This is a genomic window from Bacillus sp. LQ16, assembly GCF_057784645.1.
This window is the reverse complement of sequence record NZ_CM173491.1, coordinates 5,249,182-5,269,891: the sequence shown is the minus strand read 5'-3', so window position 1 is coordinate 5,269,891 and position 20,710 is coordinate 5,249,182. Positions and strand designations below refer to the sequence as shown.

Here is a 20,710-nt window from a genome sequence, read left to right as displayed (position 1 = left end):
ATGGCAACTTTAGCGGTTGATGCGGTATCTGTTGGCTATAATGAAGGTTTAATTATTGATGGATTAACAGTTGAAATTCCGGAAGGGAAAATTACAACAATTATTGGGCCAAATGGTTGTGGGAAGTCCACATTATTAAAAACGGCGTCTCGTATTTTGAAGGCAAAACAAGGTACTGTTTATCTTGACGGAAAAGCAATTGAGAAACAGCCAACGAAAGAAATTGCAAAGAAAATGGCGATTTTACCACAAACTGCAGAAGTACCAACGGGTCTTACTGTATTTGAGCTTGTGTCATACGGAAGATTCCCTCATCAAAAAGGGTTTGGCACGTTGAAAGAAGAGGATTATCGCTACATTAACTGGGCACTTGAAGTGACAGGAATGAAAGAATTTGCGAATCGTCCAGCAGAAGCGCTATCTGGTGGTCAACGTCAACGTGTTTGGATTGCAATGGCTCTTGCACAAGGAACAGAATTACTTGTATTGGATGAACCAACAACGTACTTAGATATGGCTCATCAATTAGAAGTATTAAACTTATTGAAAAAGTTAAATGAAGAAGAAGGTAGAACGATTGTTATGGTTATCCATGACTTAAACCACGCTTCTCGTTTCTCAGATCATATGATTGCATTAAAAGCAGGTAAGTTAATGAAACAAGGAACGCCAGATGAAGTTATGACAAGTGAAACACTTCGTAACGTATTTGAGATTGAAGCTCAAATCGTTCCATGTCCAGTAAACTGTAAGCCAATTTGCTTAACATATGATTTAGCGATGATTAGTAATCAATTGCGTAAAAAAGCATAAGTAGAACCCCCTCGTGAAGAGGGGGGACTTCTAATGGACGTTGAGCTTCTTATATAAGAATGGGAAGTTGAACGCCCGTTAGAATGGGGTATTAACAACAATTAATAAAAATATATTGATTAATTGTTATCTTCGTTTCTTATAGTTCATTGCAACTTATAAGATAAATACAGCTAGAAGGAGTGGGAACATGAAGAATTTTAAAATGGCACTATTAGCAATGGTATTAGTTGTGACTTCTGTACTATTTGCTGCTTGTTCTAACAAAGAAGAAGAAAAGAAAGCAGATGCAAAGACTGAAGAGCGCACTGTAAAACATGCAAAAGGGGAAATTAAAATTCCTGCAAACCCAAAGAAAATTGCTGACCTTAGTGGTTCAACAGAAGAATTATTAATTTTCGGTATGAAACCGGTTATTACTGCTAATACATCTCAAGAAAAAATTGATGCACATATTGAAAAGAAACTAAAAGACGTTAAACCAGTTGGTTCTGCTTGGGGCGATAAAATTAACATCGAAGCAGTAGCTGCTGCAAAACCAGATTTAATTCTTGTAAATAATCGTCAAGAAAAGATTTATGATCAATTATCTAAAATTGCACCAACAGTTATGTTAAACACTCCATTAGATCAATGGCGTCCAAAATTCGAAGAAGTAGGTCAAATCTTCGGTAAAGAAAAAGAAACAAAAGAATGGTTCAAAAAGTATGATGAAAAAGCAAGCAAATTACATGACAAAATCGTCGCTAAAACTGGTGAAGCAACATTCATGAAAATGGCTGCGTATCCAAATGCTTTCCGCGTATACGGTGACTACGGTTACGGTAGCGTAATCTTTAATGATTTAAAACTACCAGCAGTTAAAGGTACACCAACTGATAAACCACTAGTACAAGTACAAAAAGAAGCTTTAATCGATTACAACCCAGATTACTTATTCGTATTTACAACTGGTGACGGTTCTCAGCGCTTAAAAGAATTCCAAGAAGAATCAATTTGGAAAAACATGAACGCTGTTAAAAACAACCACGTATTTACAATTAAAAATGAAGACTTAAACAAAGGTTACTTCCCACTAGGGAAAGATATGATCTTAGACGAAGTTGCTGAATTCGTTTTAGGTAAATAATGTATAAAGGAAATCACTTTTACTTCGGTAAAGGTGATTTTTTCTTTTTATAAAGGTAATTAATACAGTCTTTCATTTCTTTCTGTTTCTCATTTCGTTTATAATATAAAGTAAGAATGTAGTAAAGAAAGGGGGATGTCGGAAAGTGGTATATTTAAACGACAAACTCAGCGAAACAAAAGTGTTTAAAGACCCAGTACATAAATATGTGCACGTGCGTGATCGTGTTATTTGGGATTTAATCGGAACGAAAGAATTTCAACGCTTGCGCCGTATTAAGCAGCTTGGAACGACATTTTTTACATTTCACGGTGCAGAGCATAGTCGCTTTACTCATTCGTTAGGTGTATACGAAATTATTCGTCGTATGATTGATGATGTGTTTGATGGCAGACCAAATTGGAATGCTGAAGATAGATTGTTATGTTTATGTGCGGCATTACTTCATGATGTCGGTCACGGCCCATTTTCTCACTCGTTTGAAAAAGTATTTTCATTAGATCATGAGAAATTTACGCAAAAGATTATTGTTGGCAATACGGAGATTAATGATGTATTAAGTCGTGTTGATAAGGAGTTTCCACAAAAGGTAGCAGATGTAATTGCAAAAACGTCTACTAATAAATTAGCAATTAGTATGATTTCGAGCCAAATTGATGCGGATCGTATGGATTATTTATTAAGAGATGCTTATTTTACAGGCGTAAAGTATGGAAACTTCGATATGGAACGTATACTGCGTGTAATGCGCCCGTATGGGGATCAAGTAGTCATTAAAAATAGTGGTATGCATGCTGTTGAGCATTACATTATGAGTCGTTATCAAATGTATTGGCAAGTATATTTCCACCCGGTAACGCGAAGTGCAGAAGTTATTTTAACGAAGATTTTACACCGTGCTAAATCATTGCACGAGAAGTATTATACATTTAAAAATCATCCTGTTCATTTCTATTCTTTATTTGAAGAAGAAGTAACAGTAGAGGATTATTTAAAGTTAGACGAGAACGTTATGTATTACTACTTCCAAGTATGGCAGGAAGAAGAAGATCCAATTTTAAGCGATTTATGCCGCCGTTTTATGAATCGAAATCTATTTAAATATGTAGAGTTTACAGATAAACACGGTTTAGATAATTGGATGGAATTAAGTAGTTTATTTAAAAAGATTGGACTTGATCCGGAGTATTATTTAGTAGTTGATTCAACATCAGACTTACCGTATGACTTTTATCGTGCAGGAGAAGAAGAAGAGCGTTTGCCAATCCTACTTCTTATGCCAAACGGAGAGCTTAGAGAGCTTTCACGTGAATCGGATATTGTTGAGGCGATTACAGGTAAGAAAAGAACGGACCAAAAGCTATTCTATCCACATGATTTAATCTATGAAGATGGAAGAAAAGGAAAATATAAAGAAAGAATTATTGAGTTGTTAGAAGGAAAGAAATAAGAAGCAGCTAGTGGCTGCTTCTTATGAAAAACTTGAAATTATTTGTCGCTTAAGCGTTTTCCGCCAACTGCATAATGATTCTTAGACATTTCTTCGATGAAAACAACGATGTTTTCTTCAGGAGCACCAGTTGTTTCGCTTACTGCTGCTGTTACTTTCTCAGCAAGAGCTTTCTTTTGTTCTTCTGTGCGTCCTTCTAGCATTTTCACGGTTACGTATGGCATGTACAATCGCTCCTTTTATGTAAGTTACACTCTTATTATAGCGGATTATGGGGAAGAACAATCGAAAAAACAAATAATTTCTTTTTTTGACATATGGAAGAGGAGATGAAGTATGGATCAGTTATTTAGATATCCATTGCACGAAATTCCGTTGGTAGCAATGGCGATTATTATTGCATTATCCGTTCATGAATTTGCACATGCATATGTTGCATATAAATTTGGGGACGATACAGCAAAGAGACAAGGGCGTTTAACGTTATCACCGATGGCTCATTTAGACCCTATCGGTTTGATTGCAGTATTAATTCTTGGATTCGGTTGGGCAAGACCGGTTCCTGTTAACCCATATAACTTTAAAAGGCCGCGTCTTGCAGGCATATTAGTTTCAATTGCAGGGCCGATTAGTAACTTAATTTTAAGTGCAATTGGTTTAATTATTTTGTATAGCTTAGCAGTATTTGGAGTGTTAGATGCAGTTCCAGTTGCAGTAGCTGAAACATTAGGAAAGTTTTTTGAGCTCTTTATTATGTTAAATATTGTTTTACTTGTATTTAATTTATTACCGATCCCGCCACTTGATGGGTATCGTGTAGTGGAAGATTTAGCACCAGCAAATATTCGCGCGAAAATGACACAGTATGAAAAATATGGAGCGATTGCGTTATTAATTCTCGTTATTACACCGCTTAGTAATTACACAATTCAACCTATTTTCCAGGTAGTTATTCCGCATGTGTTAATGTTTTTACAAAGTATCATTGCGCCTATTTTTGGCCTTTTATAATTTTTAAGTGAGGAGGATTTTACATATGACAGAGAAAAAGAAAAAAATCGGTTTTAATATCGTGAAAAATGATTCAACAGATGGACATGGTGGATTTGGTGTTGGGGCATTAAGCCTAGAAAACATTTCACCTGTATTTGTGGATGTACTAGAGAAAACCGCATTCGTTGATATCGGTGCGATGCATGCGCGTAGTACAGTAGAAAAAGGTATTAAGTTTTTAACAAATAAAGATGAAGTTCCAAACGGAAAACCATTTTGGCTTGTTTGGGTAACGATTGAAAGAACTGCAACTGGTGCTTATTACGCAGGTGTAACAGCTTGTGAAATGACAGTAGACCGTGAAATTCGTCGCGGATATAAATCACTTCCAGAACACGTAAACAAAATGGATAAATCAATGAAGCGTCACATTATGGTTGACCATATGGATGAATCATCTAAAAAAGTACTTGGTACGTTCTTGAAAGAACATAATGAAGCGATTTGGAACGAATCTAGTGAAGAATTGCGTCGTGCATTATTAAGTGAATAAAAAATAGCTGACGGATGCCCGTCAGCTATTTTTTTTACCAAGGAAGATATTTTTTCCACCAACTTGTTTTTTTCTTTTCTTCAGTCGTTTTTTCAAATTCTTCTTTATCATCGACGTGATCCATACAATATTCAGTCGGTTCGGTACCTTTAGCGAAATACATTTTCACAGAAATAGGACAATTTTTTGTAGCAATTTTACCGTTCTCTGGGTTGATATTAACCGCTACGACGTCACCTGGTTGTTTAAATTCTTTTTTGGGTTGTCCATCTAAGCCTTTCTCCATCGTATCAGTCCATATTTTCTTCGCATATCCTTGTTCTGCTACGTTTGAAATAGATTTAGGTTGATCATATCCGACCCATACACCTGTTACGATTTGCGGAGTAAATCCGATCATCCAACTATCCGTTTCAGTAGAACCAGATTTTCCGGCATATGTTCTTGATAATTTTGATAACATCGATTGGCCAGTTACAGCAGCATAACTGCTTAGTTTCTTATTAAACATACCGGTCATCATTTCTTCCATTACAAACGCTTTGCTCTTGTCGAGAACTTGTTTACTCTCTAAATGAGCATCGTATAATATATTTCCTTCATGATCCATAATGCGGCGAATGAAAGTAGGTTTTACTTCTTTTCCACCGTTTGCGAACATGCTATAAGCGTTAACCATTTCAATTGGTTTTACGGGTGATGTGCCGAGAGCCAGAGAAGGCACATCTTTTAATGCACTTGTAATTCCAAATTGTTTTGCTGTTTTTGCGAGTGCGTCATCTCCTAAAAATAAATTCGTTTTTACAGCATATATGTTATCAGAGACTGCGAGAGCTTGTGCCATCGTTACAAAATCATCTGCATAATAATCTTTATAGTTTTTTGGTTTATACTTTGAAACGCCGTCACCTAAAGTAAATACAGTATATTCGCTTTTTAAGCGCGTAGCAGGCGTGAATCCTCGTTCTAATGCTGCATAATATAGAAATGGCTTAAATGTAGAACCAGGCTGACGAACGGCTTGTGTAGCCCTGTTAAATTGACTCGTAGTATAATCAGTTCCGCCAACAAGAGCAGCCACTTCACCTGTCGTTGGATTCATAGAGACGAGAGCAGTTTGTATGTTTGTTGTGTCAGGTATATGATCTTTTACAGCTTGCTCTGCTACAGCTTGTAGTTTAGGGTCTAGCGTTGTATAAATTCGCAAGCCACCCCGTTGTAAAGCTTGTTCGTCTAATCCAACATCACGAAGAAGCGAAGCTTGTACAGCATCTTGGAAATATGGTGCGACCTCTGCTACTTTTTTCGTATCTAATGAGGCAAAAGTTAGTGGCTCTTTCTTCGCTAAGGCTGCTTGTTGCTTCGTAATATATCCTTGTTCGACCATTTCATCTAATATGAGAGCTTGTCGTCCTTTAGCACGATCCTCTTTCAAAAAGGGAGAATAGACACTTGGCCCTTTCGGGATACCTGCGAGCATACTAGCTTCTGCTAATGTTAAATCTTTTGCTGTTTTATCGAAATATAGACGGGACGCAGCTTCGATTCCATAAGCGCCATGTCCGTAATAAATTGTATTTAAATATCCTTCTAAAATATGATTTTTATTATAGTTTACTTCAAGGCGGACAGTGTACATTGCCTCTAATAATTTCCGTTTCCACGTTTTATCATGATCTAAATACAGATTACGCGCGTATTGTTGTGTAATTGTACTAGCTCCTTGTACCTTTGCCATCGCTTTTAAATCAGCAACAATTGCACCTGCAATCCGTTTCACATCGAAGCCGTGATGTTTGTAGAATCGTTGGTCTTCGATAGATAGTGTCGCCTCTTTTACATAAGGAGAAATTTCATTGAGAGATACATTGTAACGTTTTTGAATTTCATTACTTTGTCCAATAACAGTATCATCGTTTGCGTAAAAGACGCTTGTTTGTGGGACCGCAACAGGAGGAGGTCCCATAATTTTTGCGACTATAATAATAACAAAAAAAGAAAAAACGAAGAAAAGGACGCAAGAAAACATTGCGGTGAAGAAAAGACGTTTATATTTTTTAAGTTTTGGATTCATAGTCTGATCCATCTTTTTTCAGCCCCTCATTAATACAAGCGTTATTGTATTAGTATTGAGGGTTTTCATTTATTTTAAACAATGAAATTTCGAAAATAAAAAGCTCCTTCCATTAAGAAAGGAGCTCAAAGGCACGTGCTGGCCAATCGGTAATGATGACATCTACACCATAATCAATCATAGTTTGTAAATCTTTGTATTCGTTAATTGTATATGGACGGAAAACATATCCTTGCTCTTGTGCTAATTGCACAAATTCTTTCGTTAATAGCTGGAAGTTTGGATGTAATCCACTTGCTTTTCTCTGTTTTGCTTCGGCAATTGGATCAGCAATCGGTGTATCATATAAAATTGCTCTTGGGATTTCAGGAGCAATTTCTGCTAATAATGAAACAGAGTCATGGTTAAATGATGAAAATACAATTTGATTAGAAAGATGATATTCGCGCACAAGTGCAACAGCTTTTTCCTCAATATTTGGGTAATGAATAACATCTGTCTTTAATTCAATATTTAGTTGTAAGTTCGTTGTGGAAAGCCAAATGAAAACCTCACGCAACGTTGGGATTTTTGCTTCATGGAAAGAAGGGTCTTTATAGCTACCAGCGTCCAATGATTGTAATTCCTCTACCGTTTTTTCCGAAATAAGTCCAACGCCATTTGTTGTACGATCGACGGTTTCATCGTGAATTACGACAAGTTCACCATCTTTTGATAAGTGGACATCGAGTTCAATTCCGTGAGCGCCAATGCGTTCTGCTTCTTGGAAGGCAATCATCGTATTTTCGGGATGTGTACCTTTTACTCCGCGGTGAGCGAAAATAAGTGGTTTACTCATGTGAAATTCTCCTTATTATCTCTTTTCTTTCATTATGAAACTGCTTTAGGGAAAATACAATTGAATATGACAAACATTTACAAAAGTCTAACAGTTGCAGAAAAGTTAACGTTAACGTAAAATGTAATAATCAAGTGAAGGGAGGAATAAACATGTATAAAATTGATGAAGTAACAAAGCAAGTCGGTTTAACAAAACGTACACTTCGTTATTATGAGGAAATTGGTTTAATTCATCCCCCAGAACGTAGTGAGGGGAATATTCGTCTGTATACGGATGAGGATATTGCCAGAATTAAAAGAATTGTAGAAGCGAAAGAAGTGCTAGGAATCACACTTCAAGAAATGCAGCATTTCTTATCACTAAAAGAAAGAATGGAGAAAAGAAGAAATAGCGAGAACCCTCGTGATCGTGAAGTGATTCAAGAAATTAAAGATATGCTTGAAAAACAAGTGCAAACGTTAGACGAAAAAATGGAGCAAATGCAACGTGTAAAGGCAGAACTTGAAGATAGTTTACATCGTGCAGTAACATTTTTAGAGAGCACAAAAGGAGAGTAATCAAAATGGAGAGCAAACAAAAACTAGGGAGATTGATTACAGTGGTGGCTACCTTTCTTGCCTTTTCGGGTATAGGAGTAGTCGACCCAATTTTGCCGATTATTGCAGAGAAAATTGGTGCAACGCATTGGCAAGTTGAAATGTTATTTACTGCTTATATTTTAACGATGGCAATCATGATGTTACCAGCTGGTATATTTGCATCAAGATTTGGTGATAAACGGATGATGACAATCGGTCTTGCGATTGTGACTGTATTTGCGTTTATATGTGGTATATCGCAAACGATTGCTCAATTATCTCTTTTCCGTGCTGGATGGGGATTAGGAAATGCGATGTTTTTTGCTACAGCAATGACGCTGTTAATAGCATTAAGTAAAGAAGTTCATGAAGCAGTAGGATTATACGAAGCAGCGATCGGCTTAGGTATGGCTGGGGGGCCGTTATTGGGTGGAATACTAGGTGGACATTCTTGGCGTTATCCGTTTTTCGCGACGAGTATTTTAATCTTCTTAGCATTTATTTTAGTATTCTTTTTTGTAAAAGAACCGGAGCGAAAAGTGAAACGTAAGGCTGCTGGCGTAGGAGAATTACTTAACCTGGTGAAATATAAACCGTTTATGCAAGGTGCGATTTCAGGAATGTTATACTACTACGGATTTTTCGTTGTGTTAGCATATTCACCACTTATTATGCATTTATCAGCTATTCAATTAGGCTTTGTATTTTGCGGATGGGGCTTAGCGTTAGCTTATGGTTCTGCAATTTTAGCCCATAAGCTAGAAGGGAAATATGAACCAAAAACATTATTGAAGGGTAGTTTACTTGTATTTGCGATTTTCTTAATTGCACTATTCTTTGTGAAAATTATGTGGTTACAAATTACTCTTATCGTTTTATCAGGATTAGCATCTGGCTTAAACAATGCATTATATACAAGTTATGTAATGGATATTTCACCTTATGAAAGATCTGTTACGTCGGGTGTTTATAACTTTGTTCGTTGGTTAGGGGGCGCAATTGCTCCGATTTTATCAGGAATTATCGGTCATACTGTTTCACCACAAAGTCCGTTTTTAGTAGGTGGAATTGTGGTGTTAGTTGGTTGTATTATGATCCTAATTCCAATTCGTAAACCAGTAGAAATAGAGACAAAAGCCCTTTCTTAAGAAAGGGTTTTCTTTATACATATATGTTAGAACCCTCTGACTAAAATATATTTTCGGTATTTTTGTACTTTTAACTATACATTTTGGATGTTTTGTTTTATTTTTGTTAGGGGACATTAATGATGTCCCTATTATAAATTTGCATTGAAAGGCGTGATTGTACGATGGAACTATGGTTCACTGAAAAACAAACAAAACATTTTGGGATTACGGCGCGTATTAACCGCACATTACATACGGAGCAAACAGAATTCCAAAAACTTGATATGGTTGAAACAGAAGAGTTCGGAAACATGCTTATTTTAGATGGCATGGTTATGACAACAGAAAAAGATGAGTTCGTTTATCATGAAATGGTAGCGCACGTACCTTTATTTACACATCCAAACCCTGAAAACGTATTAGTTGTTGGTGGCGGTGATGGTGGTGTTATTCGTGAAGTGTTAAAACACCCAAGTGTAAAGAAAGCAACTCTTGTTGAAATCGATGGAAAAGTAATTGAGTACTCTAAACAATACTTACCATCAATTGCAGGCGCATTAGATAATGAGCGTGTAGAAGTAAAAGTAGGAGACGGTTTCCTACATATCGCAGAAAGCGAAAATGAATACGATGTAATTATGGTAGATTCTACTGAGCCAGTAGGACCAGCAGTAAACCTATTTACAAAAGGCTTTTACGCTGGAATTTCAAAAGCGTTAAAAGAAGATGGTATTTTCGTTGCACAAACGGACAACCCTTGGTTCACACCAGAGTTAATTACGACTGTGTTTAAAGATGTAAAAGAAATTTTCCCAATTACTCGTTTATACACAGCTAATATTCCAACATACCCAAGTGGTCTTTGGACGTTCACAATTGGATCTAAAAAACATGATCCATTAGAAGTAAGTGAAGAGCGTTTCCACGAAATCGAAACGAAATACTACACAAAAGAATTACACAACGCAGCATTCGCATTACCGAAATTTGTTGGCGATTTAATTAAGTAAGAAAATCGAGCTTGAACAAATAAAGTGTGAGTAGCTCATTTAAGGTGTTTGTCCAGAAGACTTGAACATGCTAGCTACTTACACTTCTGTAGAGAAAATCGTCTTCTTGTTGTTAAAAAGAAGACCCGGTAAATCGAGAAAGAGGAGCAATTCGCTCCAAATTTGAGAAATAGTGAAAGGTTGGGATACCTTAAGTTCCACATAAGGAGGAAAAGAATATGCGTTTTGATGAAGCTTATTCAGGTAAAGTATTTATTAAAAGTCATCCAAGTTTTGAAGAGTCAAAGGTAGTTATTTATGGGATGCCTATGGATTGGACAGTAAGTTACCGTCCAGGATCTCGTTTTGGCCCTGCACGTATTCGTGAAGTATCAATCGGTCTTGAAGAATATAGTCCGTATTTAGATCGTGAATTAGAAGAGGTAAAATATTTTGATGCGGGTGATATCCCATTACCATTCGGAAACGCACAACGCAGCTTAGACATGATTGAAGAGTATGTATCAAAACTTTTAGATGCCGATAAGTTTCCACTAGGTCTCGGCGGTGAGCACCTAGTGTCTTGGCCAATTTTTAAGGCAATGGCAAAAAAATATCCGGATTTAGCAATCATCCACATGGATGCTCATACTGATTTACGTGAATCGTATGAAGGGGAGCCTTTATCCCACTCTACACCAATTCGTAAAGTGTGTGATTTAATTGGTCCGGAAAACGTATATTCTTTCGGAATTCGTTCTGGAATGAAGGAAGAATTTGAATGGGCGAAAGAAGTAGGTATGAACTTATATAAATTTGACGTATTAGAACCTTTAAAAGAAGTATTACCGAAACTTGCTGGACGCCCAGTCTATGTCACAATCGACATTGATGTATTAGACCCAGCTCACGCTCCAGGAACAGGAACGTTAGAAGCTGGCGGTATCACATCTAAAGAATTATTAGATTCCATCGTAGCAATTGCAAATTCAAATATAAATGTAGTTGGAGCAGACTTAGTAGAAGTAGCCCCAGTCTACGACCATAGTGATCAAACACCAGTCGCAGCAAGCAAATTCGTGCGGGAAATGCTGCTCGGTTGGGTAAAATAAAAGCGGAAGCGGCTCGCTCAGAATGTGAGGGGGATGGAGCTTCAGACGTAGAGGCTCTTTTTGCCTCGAAGGAAGAAGCGAAGCCACCGATCATTCTAGCCGCTGCAGCTAGATAAAATAAGAGCCCTCTATATGATTAGAGGGCTCTTATTTTGTCTTTATGTGTCGGTAAGTCGATATATTTAAAAAATCGCCGATATAATTTCATTTACCGTTATGTAACACAAAAAAAGCTATTCTCAAACGATGGGAATAGCTCTTTTTCTTATGCAACCTTCTCTTCCGAAGTAACTCCACGAATTTCATCAGCAGAGCGGATCGGATATTTACGGAACACAATAGACCCGATGTATCCGACAATAGTGGTAACGATTCCACATAGTACAGCAGCAATCGTTACTTTTATAACGTCATTAAATCCGAATAGGACAAGAAGACCTGGAATTGGTGATGCTGTTCCTGGTGCATTATTAACAAGCTGGAATAGCGATGTAATAATACCGGCAAGTGCACCGCCAACGAAGTTTGTTGCATAAATTGGAATTGGATTTGCTGAAACAACATCTGCTTGTGTTAAAGGCTCGATTGCTACAGCGATTGTGTCTTTCTTTGAGCAAATTTTTAGTCGCTTAAAGAAAATAAAGTTCATCGGGGCTGAGGCTGCTACGGCAAGACTACCAATTGCCATTGGTAAACCTGTTAATCCAAGCATTGCAGTTAGTGCCATAGAACTCAGTGGAGAGGTAGAAATAACTGTTATTAATCCACCAAGCATAATACCCATAATGATAGGACTTTCTGTAGTTGCAACTGATATCATAGAACCGATTTTACCAAGTGTTGCGTTAACGAGCGGATCCATAAGCATTGCCATTCCACGTGAGATTGGTGCAGCGATAAATAGGATTGCTAAAAATTCCACACCAGCTGGTAATTTCTTTTCGAGAAATTTCACGACGAAGGCACAAACGTATCCGGCGAAAAATCCTGGTAAAATACCGAATCCACTAGTAGCGATACCAATTAAAACAGCGTATACGGGGGAAACACCGATTGCTAATGCGACTAAAATCGCTGCTGCGACACCGCTCATACTACCAGAAGCTTCTCCTACTGATTGTAAAAAGTCATTATGAAACATTTCTCCACCTATATAACGGTGAAATGCTTCAATAAGAAAACTTGCGATTGCTGCATTAGCTAAAGCGCCCATCGCCTTCATTCCGTAAGGCGCACGGTAACTGAAAAGTGTAAATAGACAAAGTACAACAAGTAATAGTGCTAAACCTTGCAAGATAGCCATTTGAAAACTGTCTCCTTTGATTTTTGTAATAAAAATTCGTATCATTCAATAATAATATAAAAGTGTATGAAACGGAAAAATTTTTTCTTGGGAACTTGCTGTAAGAAAAAATCCCTTACAATAATGTAAGGAAAGTGTAAGACTTTTAGATAGAGTATAGTATGCTCTTTTCCGTATAATACAAGTATAGATATAATACTAGTGAGAAAGAAGTGCAAACAGGAGGCGCATGTATGAAATTGGTAATTAAAGTTTTAGCTGTATTCGCCATCATTTTAGGGGGAACAGCATATTATTTAAACACAAAAACAGAAGGTGTACATGCTTTTGTAGACAACTTCTTTTCAAATAAAGAAATACAAGATTATTATGCGGTTGTAGATAAAGGTGAGAAAAAAGACGGTGAATATTTGTATACATTTAAAGGGTATACAGAGGACGGAAAGCAACAAATTATTAAAAGAATGGTAAATCGTGAATTGCATGCAGGTGCTTTTATAAAAATTTATGCAAAAGGTATGCAAGGAAAAGGATGGGCTGAAATAACGAAAGAGTCAATCCCGCAAAAAGCGTTGCAAAAAATAGAAAAATCATAAAAGGAGCGAATCGTTCGCTCCTTTTTTAGTGCGTTAAAATAGTGATAGATGTATTTTCTTTGTTAGAAATGATTTTGGCATGTCCACCAATTGGAAAAGTAAAAATTGGAGTTGTATGTCCAAAATTTGCATTTGCAATGATAGGAATATGTGCAAGTTCAGGTTTTGAAGAAATCATTTCTTGAATGTCCGCTATCGTACATTCTGCTTCTTTTTGCATTCTTCCTATTACAATACCTGTTATATGTTCAAAATCAGGTTGCTGCATAAGGGAATGTAGATAGCGATCAAAAGTTTTAAGCGTTGATTTTCCTGTTAAACTGTCTTCTTCAAGGAATAAAATTTTGCCCTTTAAGTTTGGCATATATGGTGTGCCTTGTAGTAAATTAAGTGTGCTCATATTGCCACCGATAATTTCTCCTGTCGCTTCTCCCTCTTGAATTGGAACATACCCTTCATTTTTTATAAATTCTCGATTTTCCTGATCCATATACCAAGAATCATCGCTCCACGTTTCCGCCGGAATGATTTCAATAGGCTCATTAGTGGTTAAGCATTGTAAAAAGTAATCGTTTGTATACTCGAGCCCTTTCTCCATTCCAAATGAAGAGAAGTGGGGACCCGAATATGTAACAAGCCCTGTTTTTGTGTAAATTGCATTATTTAAGGCAGTAATATCAGAATAACCACAGAAAAATTTCGGGTTTTTACGAATTAGATCATAATCGAGATGTTTCAATAAACCATTGGAGTTGTATCCGCCAAGTGTCGTCAAAATAGCTTTTACATTAGGGTCTCCAAATGCTTCATGGAGGTCTTGAATGCGGGAAGAAATAGAAGAGGAAGCAAATTGATCTATCTCATCGGCATATTTTGAGAATGTAACTTGAAAGCCCATGTCAGTTAATCTTTTTATAGCAAGTTTTCTATTTTCATTTGAAACAATACTTAAACTACAGGATGGTGAAATCACGCGTATTTCATCACCCTTTTTTAACTTTGTTGGTATCACTGAATTCACCTCTATAATTAAAAGAATATTTAGATTTAAAAAATATTTTATCACATGAAATAAAGTAGAAGTGAATTATTTTTTGAAATGGAGTTTTCCTGATTTTTCAGCAGACAGACAGCGTCTTTTTTTGATATGATAGGAAAAGTGATTTATTATAAGTAGTATTTAATATCTATAACATTTGAAAGGTGTGCAAGACGTGAAGAAACAACTTGCAGGCTTGCCGGTACACGTTCATTTCGTAACAGAAATCCGTGAAGGGGCGAGGAAGGAAACCGTTGCTTTTGAAGCAAATGGTCAATACTATGTAAAAGGTCAAGGTACATATGTAACATTCCAGGAGCCGAACGAACAAGGCGAAGTGAAAACAATTATTAAAATTCAAGATGAACAAGTTCTCATTATGCGTTCAGGTGCTATTTCTATGCGTCAGACGCATGTGAAAGGTGAATGGACAACGGGTACGTATACGAGTGAACTTGGTACGTTTGCACTGCAAACGAAAACTGATAACGTTCTTTTTAAATGGTCGGATGAAAAGAAAAAAGGACAACTCTTCTTAACGTACGCATTGCTTCTAAGTGAACAAGAAGCTGGCAGATATACAATTACAATTAATTTGAAGGAGGCAAAATAATGAATTCCTTAGAACAGGTAAAAGGATTGATTAAAGAAGAAATTCAAGCTGCTGTATTAAAGGCAGAATTAGCGACAGAAGAACAGATTCCAAACGTTGTATTAGAATCTCCAAAAGATAAAACAAATGGTGACTTCTCTACAAATATGGCAATGCAACTTGCACGCGTTGCGAAAAAAGCACCTCGTATGATTGCAGAAGAACTAGTTGCAAACTTCGATAAAGCAAAAGCTTCTATTGAAAAAATCGAAATCGCTGGTCCTGGTTTTATTAACTTCTATATGGATAATAGCTACTTAACAGATTTAATTCCAACAATCGTAAACGCTGGTGAAGCTTACGGTGAAACGAACACTGGTAAAGGTGAAAAAGTACAAGTTGAGTTCGTATCTGCGAATCCAACAGGTGACCTTCACTTAGGACATGCACGTGGTGCGGCAGTAGGTGACACTTTATGTAACGTATTAGCAAAAGCAGGATACGATGTATCTCGTGAGTACTATATTAATGATGCTGGTAACCAAATTCATAACTTAGCTCTTTCTGTTGAAGCTCGTTACATGCAAGCATTAGGTTTAGAGAAAGAAATGCCAGAAGACGGTTACCATGGTGCGGATATCATTGGAATCGGTAAACGTTTAGCTGAAGAGTTTGGTGATCGTTACGCAAAAGCTGATGAAAAAGAAAGCTATGAATTCTACCGTGAATATGGTTTGAAATATGAGTTAGCAAAACTTCAAAAAGACTTAGAGAGCTTCCGGGTTAAATTTGATGTATGGTTCTCAGAAACATCATTATACAAAAACGGAAAAATTGATGCTGCACTTGCTGTATTAAAAGAGCGTGATGAAATCTTTGAAGAAGGCGGAGCAACTTGGTTCCGTTCAATGACTTACGGTGACGACAAAAACCGTGTATTAATTAAAAATGACGGTTCTTACACATACTTAACGCCAGATATCGCTTATCACCGTGATAAATTAGAGCGTGGTTTCGATAAGTTAATCAACATTTGGGGTGCTGACCACCACGGTTACATTCCTCGTATGAAAGCTGCTATTCAAGCGCTAGGTTACGATAAAGAAACACTTGAAGTAGAAATCATCCAAATGGTACAACTGTACCAAAATGGTGAAAAAATGAAAATGAGTAAGCGTACAGGTAAAGCAGTTACACTTCGTGAGCTTATGGAAGAAGTAGGCGTGGACGCAATGAGATACTTCTTCGCGATGCGTAGCGGTGATTCTCATTTAGACTTCGATATGGACTTAGCTGTATCAAAATCTAATGAAAACCCAGTATACTATGCACAATATGCTCATGCTCGTGTATGCAGTATCCTTCGTCAAGGTGAAGAGTTAGGATTAGCTGCAGATGGAGACGTGAATTACAAACTTGTTACTTCTGAGAAAGAAGTAGAGTTACTGAAAAAACTTGGTGAATTCCCAGCTGTAGTTGCGGATGCAGCACAAAAACGTCTGCCACACCGCATTACAAGCTATGCATTTGAATTAGCAGCAGCATTACACAGCTTCTACAATGCAGAAAAAGTATTGAACCAAGATAACTTAGAATTAAGTAAAGCTCGTTACGAGTTAATGAAAGCAGTACGCACTACACTTCAAAATGCATTAGCAATCGTAGGAGTATCTGCACCAGAAAAAATGTAATTAAGAAAAGCGAAAGCGGCTCGTTTAGAATAGGAGGGGGATGGAGCTCCTGACAGAGAGGCGTACTTTGCCTCGGAGGAAGGCGCGAAGCCACCGAGTATTCTAGCAAAGCGGAGCCGATTTTTCGCTTTCAGTAAAAGGCAATCACACGATGTTGTGATTGCCTTTTTGTATGGAGATAATAAAAAAATAAAATTTTATCAAACAAAAGGATAATTTGCGTCGTCTTATATAAATGACAGGAGGCTTATGATGGAAGAAAAGGTAGAAGAATTAATTGATATATATAAGCAGCAAATATATTCCTTATGCTATAAGTTAGCGAAAACGAAAGAAGATGCGGAAGATATTTTTCAAGAGACGTGGATAAAGGTTTTTTCATCAAGGCACCAACTTTCTTATGTGGATAATTATAAAAAGTGGATTACTACAATTTGTGTTCGTACGTTTTATGATTTTTATCGTAAGAAAAAAAGGTGGAAAGATCGAATATTGGATTTGTTTCATAAAGAAGATGGTGGAGAAATAGATTTCGCAGATGAAGTGAATATATCAGAAGAATTTATTCAAAAAGTGGAATCGGAAATGATACGGGAAGTAATACAGTTATTAAATGAAAAATATAAAACGGTACTCGTACTCTATTACTATGAACAATATTCTTACAAGGAAATGAGTGAAATATTAAATATACCGATTGGTACGGTGAAGTATCGTCTCAATTATGCGAAAAAGAAAATGCGAGAACATTTGGAGGGTTTCGTGCATGAAGGAAGATAAATTTGAACAGAAAATAAAGAGCAGTTTAGCGGGAGAGATGATTCCTAGCGAAGAGCTGATAAATCATACGAAACAGAGCGTGCGAAATGCTCGGAAATTAGAAAAGAGATGGGTTGTTTTCATTCATGCTATTTGGATGATTGTATTAACAGTCACCCTAGAGCAGTTTGTTAGTCATTTGGATCATAAAATATCTGTCATTATAACGATAGTTATTATGATGCACCTATACATTCCTATATACGTTGTCATACAGTCATTTTTAAAGAAGGAGTATAAATTACATGATAGAGTTCGCTAATCCATTTGTAGTATTTGAGATAGCTGGGATTACAATGTTTTTGGCTTTTATAGCACTTTTAGTATGTGTAGCATCATGGGTGTATACAGATGCGAAAACGTGTGGAATAAGTAAGTGGTGGAGTGTTATAGCGATTGTATTGCCATTTTTTATTGGAGTTTTGTTATATATGATACGAAGAAGTAACAAGAAAATAGAAGGCGAACATACGATGAAGGTTATGAAAAAACAAAAGATAACATTAGTTGTCATATTTGCAAGTGCGATGTTTGTATTACTTAGCGGCTTTGCTTTTGTTCAAACGCTAGATGATATGTGGAGAGCTGGTGATATATATTTAGAAAATGAGAAGCGAGGGGAGACAAGTTACGAGGCAAAATTCTCATCATGGGATATTGCTGAGAAAGGTATTGAACTTGAGTATGCAAAAGATACAGAAGTAACATTTTCTTATGAAACAGATGCAAAACGTGGTAACTTATGCTTTAGCTTATATGAAAGGAAAGGAGAAGGAGAAGGTATAAGAGAGTTAAAAGAAATCTGTGAATCGAAAAAAGGTACTTTTAAAGCTACATTAAAAGCAAATGAAAAGTATGTATTTAATATAAGTGGTTTAATGGTGAAAGATGGTTTTGTAAAAGTGAATTGGGAAGCAAAATAAAGGGCCCTTGAGAAAGGCCCTTTATTTTATTGGATTGTATAAGTAACAGAAAAACTAACAGGACTATAGTAAACGTAAGGTGCATGAAATTGAACGTACATATTTCCATCTGTTTTTGCAGTGAAAATTCGGCCGTAACCATCAGAATAACGTCCAATAAGGTTATGATTTGAGTCATAAACACTGTAACTAGGAGTTTTGCTGTTAGGTTGAATTGTTAACTCTTGTCCCTTTTGAAGGAAAACAGGTTCTTGTTCAGAACTACCTCCAGTTTGCAAAGAATAAAATTTTGTAAAGCTTTGTTCTTGAGCGGCAGCAGCGACTTTTGTTTCAGGAATAAACGCGGTAGCGCCGGTAATTCCTGCTAAAGTTAACGCACCTGCTAAAATCATTTTTTTCATAATAGAAAAAGCCTCCTTATAAGTTGTAATCGATATTGTTACAGTTAATATTGTATACGATAATGAGTAGGATAAAATATGCTTTTATGCATATATATTTTTTCTCAATAAAAGACCACTGATAAAAATCAGTGGTCTTTTATTGATTAAGCAGCTTTCTGTTCAGTTTGAGTAACAGGTTTTTGAAGCGAGTTATAAACCCCTGTTCCGATAACGTCTAATGCCATTTTCATTCGTTCAGGTGAAATATTTTCTAATACGTTATCTTGAGGTGTATGGTATACCTTCTCAATATGATAGATTAATGGATTCCAACTATCGACACCCATCCAAATAAATAGAGCAGCAGGAATACCAGCTTCAGCAAATGGAACATGATCACTAGAACCGAATTTACCTTGTAGGACGAGGTCATTATTTAGTTGTTTACCTGCTTGCAAGGCAGCATCTGTTACAAAGTTTGTAGAGCCATCAGGTGTCATAGCGTATAAATTCTTTGCTTTATCATAATTTGTTGCAACCATGTCTGCGTTAAAGACACCTAAAATTCGATTGCGTTCTTTTTGGGATAGACTATTAACGTAATAATCGGAGCCAAGTAAGCCAGTCTCTTCAGAACCAAAGGTAATAAACCGAATTTCCTTATCAGTTTCTACATTTTGAAAAGCACGAGCTAGTTCTAATACTAATCCAGTTCCAGAAGCATTATCATTTGCGCCAGGTGCTCCGACAACACTATCATAGTGCGAACTTACAACGACTGCTTTTTCATTACCGGTACTCTTTTTTGGTTTCTTTTTGGCGATAACATTTAGAGATGTTAATTTAGATTCATGTCTCGCTTTTAGGGAAAGAATTGTTGTCCCTTTTTTAGCGATGTCTTCTTTAAATGCATTTCCTTGCGCATAAGCAAGACCAAAGACAGGGATAGATTGCTTTTTCGTTAGGCGGGGATTGAAGGTTTGTCCATAATTTCCGCGTCCGCCAATTAAACTGTATAAAAGAACACCTTTTGCACCTTTGCTAACAGCATTTTCAACTTGTTTATTATAGTCTGTAATTGTCGTTCCTCTTTCAAATAAAACAATTTTACCGTTTACTTCGTTTGGAATATCTTCTAATTTTGTCCCACCTTGAACAAAGATAAGGGGAGCTGTAACAGCTTCTGTAGAAATTAGTGAATTAGGAGCAGCACCAGCTTGCCAATTACGTTTTATTGATAGTGGTGATTCAATGAATCCAACGTACTGATCGGGCACCTGAAATGGCTGATATTCTACTTCATAGCCCATCGATTTAAGCTGCATACCAATGTAACGAGAAGCCCATTCTTCGGATTTTGTTCCACCGGGTCGAGGACCAATTGTTTCAGATAAGAAACGAACATGTTCAATTGCGCGGTTTGGATCAATCTGTTTTGTAATAGATGGAGTTTGTGTAACCTCTGACGTGGAATCCGCTTTTGCTTGCCCAATTGGAGCTAAGCTAACAGCGAGTGATACAGCAAGCAAAGAGCTTACTATTTTTTGTTTCAATGATTTTCTCATTTTTTCCTCTCCTATTCTTCTATTCTCTGTGACTGACAAAAGAAGACGGATAATGACTTTATTTTACCTTCGCGTCTTTTGTTTTTCAATATTCTGACATTGAGAAATAAAAACAATATATGCATATTTGCATATTT

Annotated in this window: 22 protein-coding genes; 15 read left to right on the top strand and 7 right to left on the bottom strand. The window is 36.7% G+C overall.

Annotated features, from left to right (window positions below; translation table 11 throughout):
* The 3 genes from AC3EMB_RS26715 (at position 1) to AC3EMB_RS26705 (ending at position 3,392) form a co-directional block, all read left to right on the top strand.
* Positions 1 to 813, top strand: a complete 813-nt coding sequence (locus tag AC3EMB_RS26715; RefSeq protein ID WP_000212068.1) for an ABC transporter ATP-binding protein — start codon at positions 1 to 3, stop codon at positions 811 to 813.
* A gap of 190 nt (positions 814 to 1,003) precedes the next feature.
* Positions 1,004 to 1,942 carry an ABC transporter substrate-binding protein gene (locus tag AC3EMB_RS26710; protein ID WP_000787724.1) on the top strand — a complete coding sequence of 313 codons (939 nt, stop codon included), beginning with the start codon at positions 1,004 to 1,006 and terminating at the stop codon, positions 1,940 to 1,942.
* A 145-nt stretch (positions 1,943 to 2,087) separates the two neighbouring features.
* Positions 2,088 to 3,392 carry an HD domain-containing protein gene (locus AC3EMB_RS26705; RefSeq protein WP_000262741.1) on the top strand — a complete coding sequence of 435 codons (1,305 nt, stop codon included), beginning with the start codon at positions 2,088 to 2,090 and terminating at the stop codon, positions 3,390 to 3,392.
* Positions 3,393 to 3,430: 38 nt separating this feature from the next.
* Here the strand turns inward: AC3EMB_RS26705 and thmT are convergent, their stop codons facing one another.
* Complete coding sequence (thmT, locus tag AC3EMB_RS26700) at positions 3,431 to 3,616, bottom strand: 2-hydroxymuconate tautomerase (protein ID WP_001147171.1); 186 nt, start codon at positions 3,614 to 3,616, stop codon at positions 3,431 to 3,433.
* A 112-nt stretch (positions 3,617 to 3,728) separates the two neighbouring features.
* Between thmT and AC3EMB_RS26695 the strand changes: the two genes are divergently transcribed.
* On the top strand, positions 3,729 to 4,403 hold the full coding sequence (locus AC3EMB_RS26695; protein WP_000372443.1) for a site-2 protease family protein: 675 nt from the start codon (positions 3,729 to 3,731) through the stop codon (positions 4,401 to 4,403).
* A gap of 25 nt (positions 4,404 to 4,428) precedes the next feature.
* Positions 4,429 to 4,938 carry a YwhD family protein gene (locus AC3EMB_RS26690; protein ID WP_000136683.1) on the top strand — a complete coding sequence of 170 codons (510 nt, stop codon included), beginning with the start codon at positions 4,429 to 4,431 and terminating at the stop codon, positions 4,936 to 4,938.
* A 34-nt stretch (positions 4,939 to 4,972) separates the two neighbouring features.
* On the opposite strand, the gene AC3EMB_RS26685 is transcribed toward AC3EMB_RS26690, so the two are convergent.
* Both AC3EMB_RS26685 and AC3EMB_RS26680 read right to left on the bottom strand, forming a co-directional pair.
* Positions 4,973 to 7,024, bottom strand: a complete 2,052-nt coding sequence (locus AC3EMB_RS26685) for a transglycosylase domain-containing protein (RefSeq protein WP_000372960.1) — start codon at positions 7,022 to 7,024, stop codon at positions 4,973 to 4,975.
* A gap of 100 nt (positions 7,025 to 7,124) precedes the next feature.
* A complete protein-coding gene (locus tag AC3EMB_RS26680; RefSeq protein WP_048656344.1) occupies positions 7,125 to 7,850 on the bottom strand; it encodes a glycerophosphodiester phosphodiesterase in 726 nt (241 codons plus the stop codon).
* Between the two features lie 152 nt (positions 7,851 to 8,002).
* On the opposite strand from AC3EMB_RS26680, the gene AC3EMB_RS26675 reads away from it, so the two are divergent.
* The 4 genes from AC3EMB_RS26675 to speB all read left to right on the top strand — a co-directional run bounded on the left by AC3EMB_RS26675 (position 8,003) and on the right by speB (position 11,662).
* Positions 8,003 to 8,410, top strand: coding sequence for a MerR family transcriptional regulator (locus AC3EMB_RS26675; RefSeq protein ID WP_048656345.1), 408 nt, complete (start codon positions 8,003 to 8,005; stop codon positions 8,408 to 8,410).
* Between the two features lie 5 nt (positions 8,411 to 8,415).
* The gene (locus AC3EMB_RS26670; RefSeq protein ID WP_000444233.1) at positions 8,416 to 9,579 is read left to right on the top strand and encodes an MFS transporter; all 1,164 of its coding nucleotides are present in this window, start codon (positions 8,416 to 8,418) and stop codon (positions 9,577 to 9,579) included.
* A 164-nt stretch (positions 9,580 to 9,743) separates the two neighbouring features.
* Entirely contained in the window at positions 9,744 to 10,571 is an 828-nt protein-coding gene (speE, locus tag AC3EMB_RS26665) for a polyamine aminopropyltransferase (protein WP_000424696.1), read from the top strand.
* A 218-nt stretch (positions 10,572 to 10,789) separates the two neighbouring features.
* Positions 10,790 to 11,662 carry an agmatinase gene (gene speB, locus AC3EMB_RS26660; RefSeq protein WP_001209831.1) on the top strand — a complete coding sequence of 291 codons (873 nt, stop codon included), beginning with the start codon at positions 10,790 to 10,792 and terminating at the stop codon, positions 11,660 to 11,662.
* A 265-nt stretch (positions 11,663 to 11,927) separates the two neighbouring features.
* Here the strand turns inward: speB and AC3EMB_RS26655 are convergent, their stop codons facing one another.
* Positions 11,928 to 12,965, bottom strand: a complete 1,038-nt coding sequence (locus AC3EMB_RS26655) for a PTS sugar transporter subunit IIC (protein ID WP_000996313.1) — start codon at positions 12,963 to 12,965, stop codon at positions 11,928 to 11,930.
* Positions 12,966 to 13,198: 233 nt separating this feature from the next.
* On the opposite strand from AC3EMB_RS26655, the gene AC3EMB_RS26650 reads away from it, so the two are divergent.
* Positions 13,199 to 13,561, top strand: a complete 363-nt coding sequence (locus tag AC3EMB_RS26650; RefSeq protein WP_000779932.1) for a YxeA family protein — start codon at positions 13,199 to 13,201, stop codon at positions 13,559 to 13,561.
* A gap of 25 nt (positions 13,562 to 13,586) precedes the next feature.
* On the opposite strand, the gene AC3EMB_RS26645 is transcribed toward AC3EMB_RS26650, so the two are convergent.
* Positions 13,587 to 14,573 carry a S66 family peptidase gene (locus AC3EMB_RS26645; RefSeq protein WP_053563292.1) on the bottom strand — a complete coding sequence of 329 codons (987 nt, stop codon included), beginning with the start codon at positions 14,571 to 14,573 and terminating at the stop codon, positions 13,587 to 13,589.
* A 202-nt stretch (positions 14,574 to 14,775) separates the two neighbouring features.
* Between AC3EMB_RS26645 and AC3EMB_RS26640 the strand changes: the two genes are divergently transcribed.
* The 5 genes from AC3EMB_RS26640 (at position 14,776) to AC3EMB_RS26620 (ending at position 18,625) form a co-directional block, all read left to right on the top strand.
* The gene (locus AC3EMB_RS26640; RefSeq protein ID WP_000744343.1) at positions 14,776 to 15,213 is read left to right on the top strand and encodes a YwiB family protein; all 438 of its coding nucleotides are present in this window, start codon (positions 14,776 to 14,778) and stop codon (positions 15,211 to 15,213) included.
* The gene (argS, locus tag AC3EMB_RS26635) at positions 15,213 to 16,883 is read left to right on the top strand and encodes an arginine--tRNA ligase (RefSeq protein ID WP_001086464.1); all 1,671 of its coding nucleotides are present in this window, start codon (positions 15,213 to 15,215) and stop codon (positions 16,881 to 16,883) included. The genes AC3EMB_RS26640 and argS overlap by 1 nt, the downstream gene beginning before the upstream one ends.
* A gap of 252 nt (positions 16,884 to 17,135) precedes the next feature.
* A complete protein-coding gene (locus AC3EMB_RS26630; protein WP_488517385.1) occupies positions 17,136 to 17,663 on the top strand; it encodes an RNA polymerase sigma factor in 528 nt (175 codons plus the stop codon).
* The gene (locus AC3EMB_RS26625; RefSeq protein WP_000656690.1) at positions 17,650 to 17,964 is read left to right on the top strand and encodes a hypothetical protein; all 315 of its coding nucleotides are present in this window, start codon (positions 17,650 to 17,652) and stop codon (positions 17,962 to 17,964) included. Before AC3EMB_RS26630 ends, AC3EMB_RS26625 begins: the two co-directional genes overlap by 14 nt.
* A complete protein-coding gene (locus tag AC3EMB_RS26620) occupies positions 17,948 to 18,625 on the top strand; it encodes an anti-sigma factor (RefSeq protein ID WP_098126350.1) in 678 nt (225 codons plus the stop codon). Before AC3EMB_RS26625 ends, AC3EMB_RS26620 begins: the two co-directional genes overlap by 17 nt.
* Positions 18,626 to 18,651: 26 nt before the next feature.
* Here the strand turns inward: AC3EMB_RS26620 and AC3EMB_RS26615 are convergent, their stop codons facing one another.
* Both AC3EMB_RS26615 and AC3EMB_RS26610 read right to left on the bottom strand, forming a co-directional pair.
* Positions 18,652 to 19,026, bottom strand: a complete 375-nt coding sequence (locus tag AC3EMB_RS26615; RefSeq protein ID WP_000738223.1) for a hypothetical protein — start codon at positions 19,024 to 19,026, stop codon at positions 18,652 to 18,654.
* A 146-nt stretch (positions 19,027 to 19,172) separates the two neighbouring features.
* Positions 19,173 to 20,573: a M28 family metallopeptidase gene (locus tag AC3EMB_RS26610; protein ID WP_098976087.1), complete on the bottom strand. Its 1,401-nt coding sequence runs from the start codon at positions 20,571 to 20,573 to the stop codon at positions 19,173 to 19,175.
* Positions 20,574 to 20,710 lie beyond the last annotated feature (137 nt).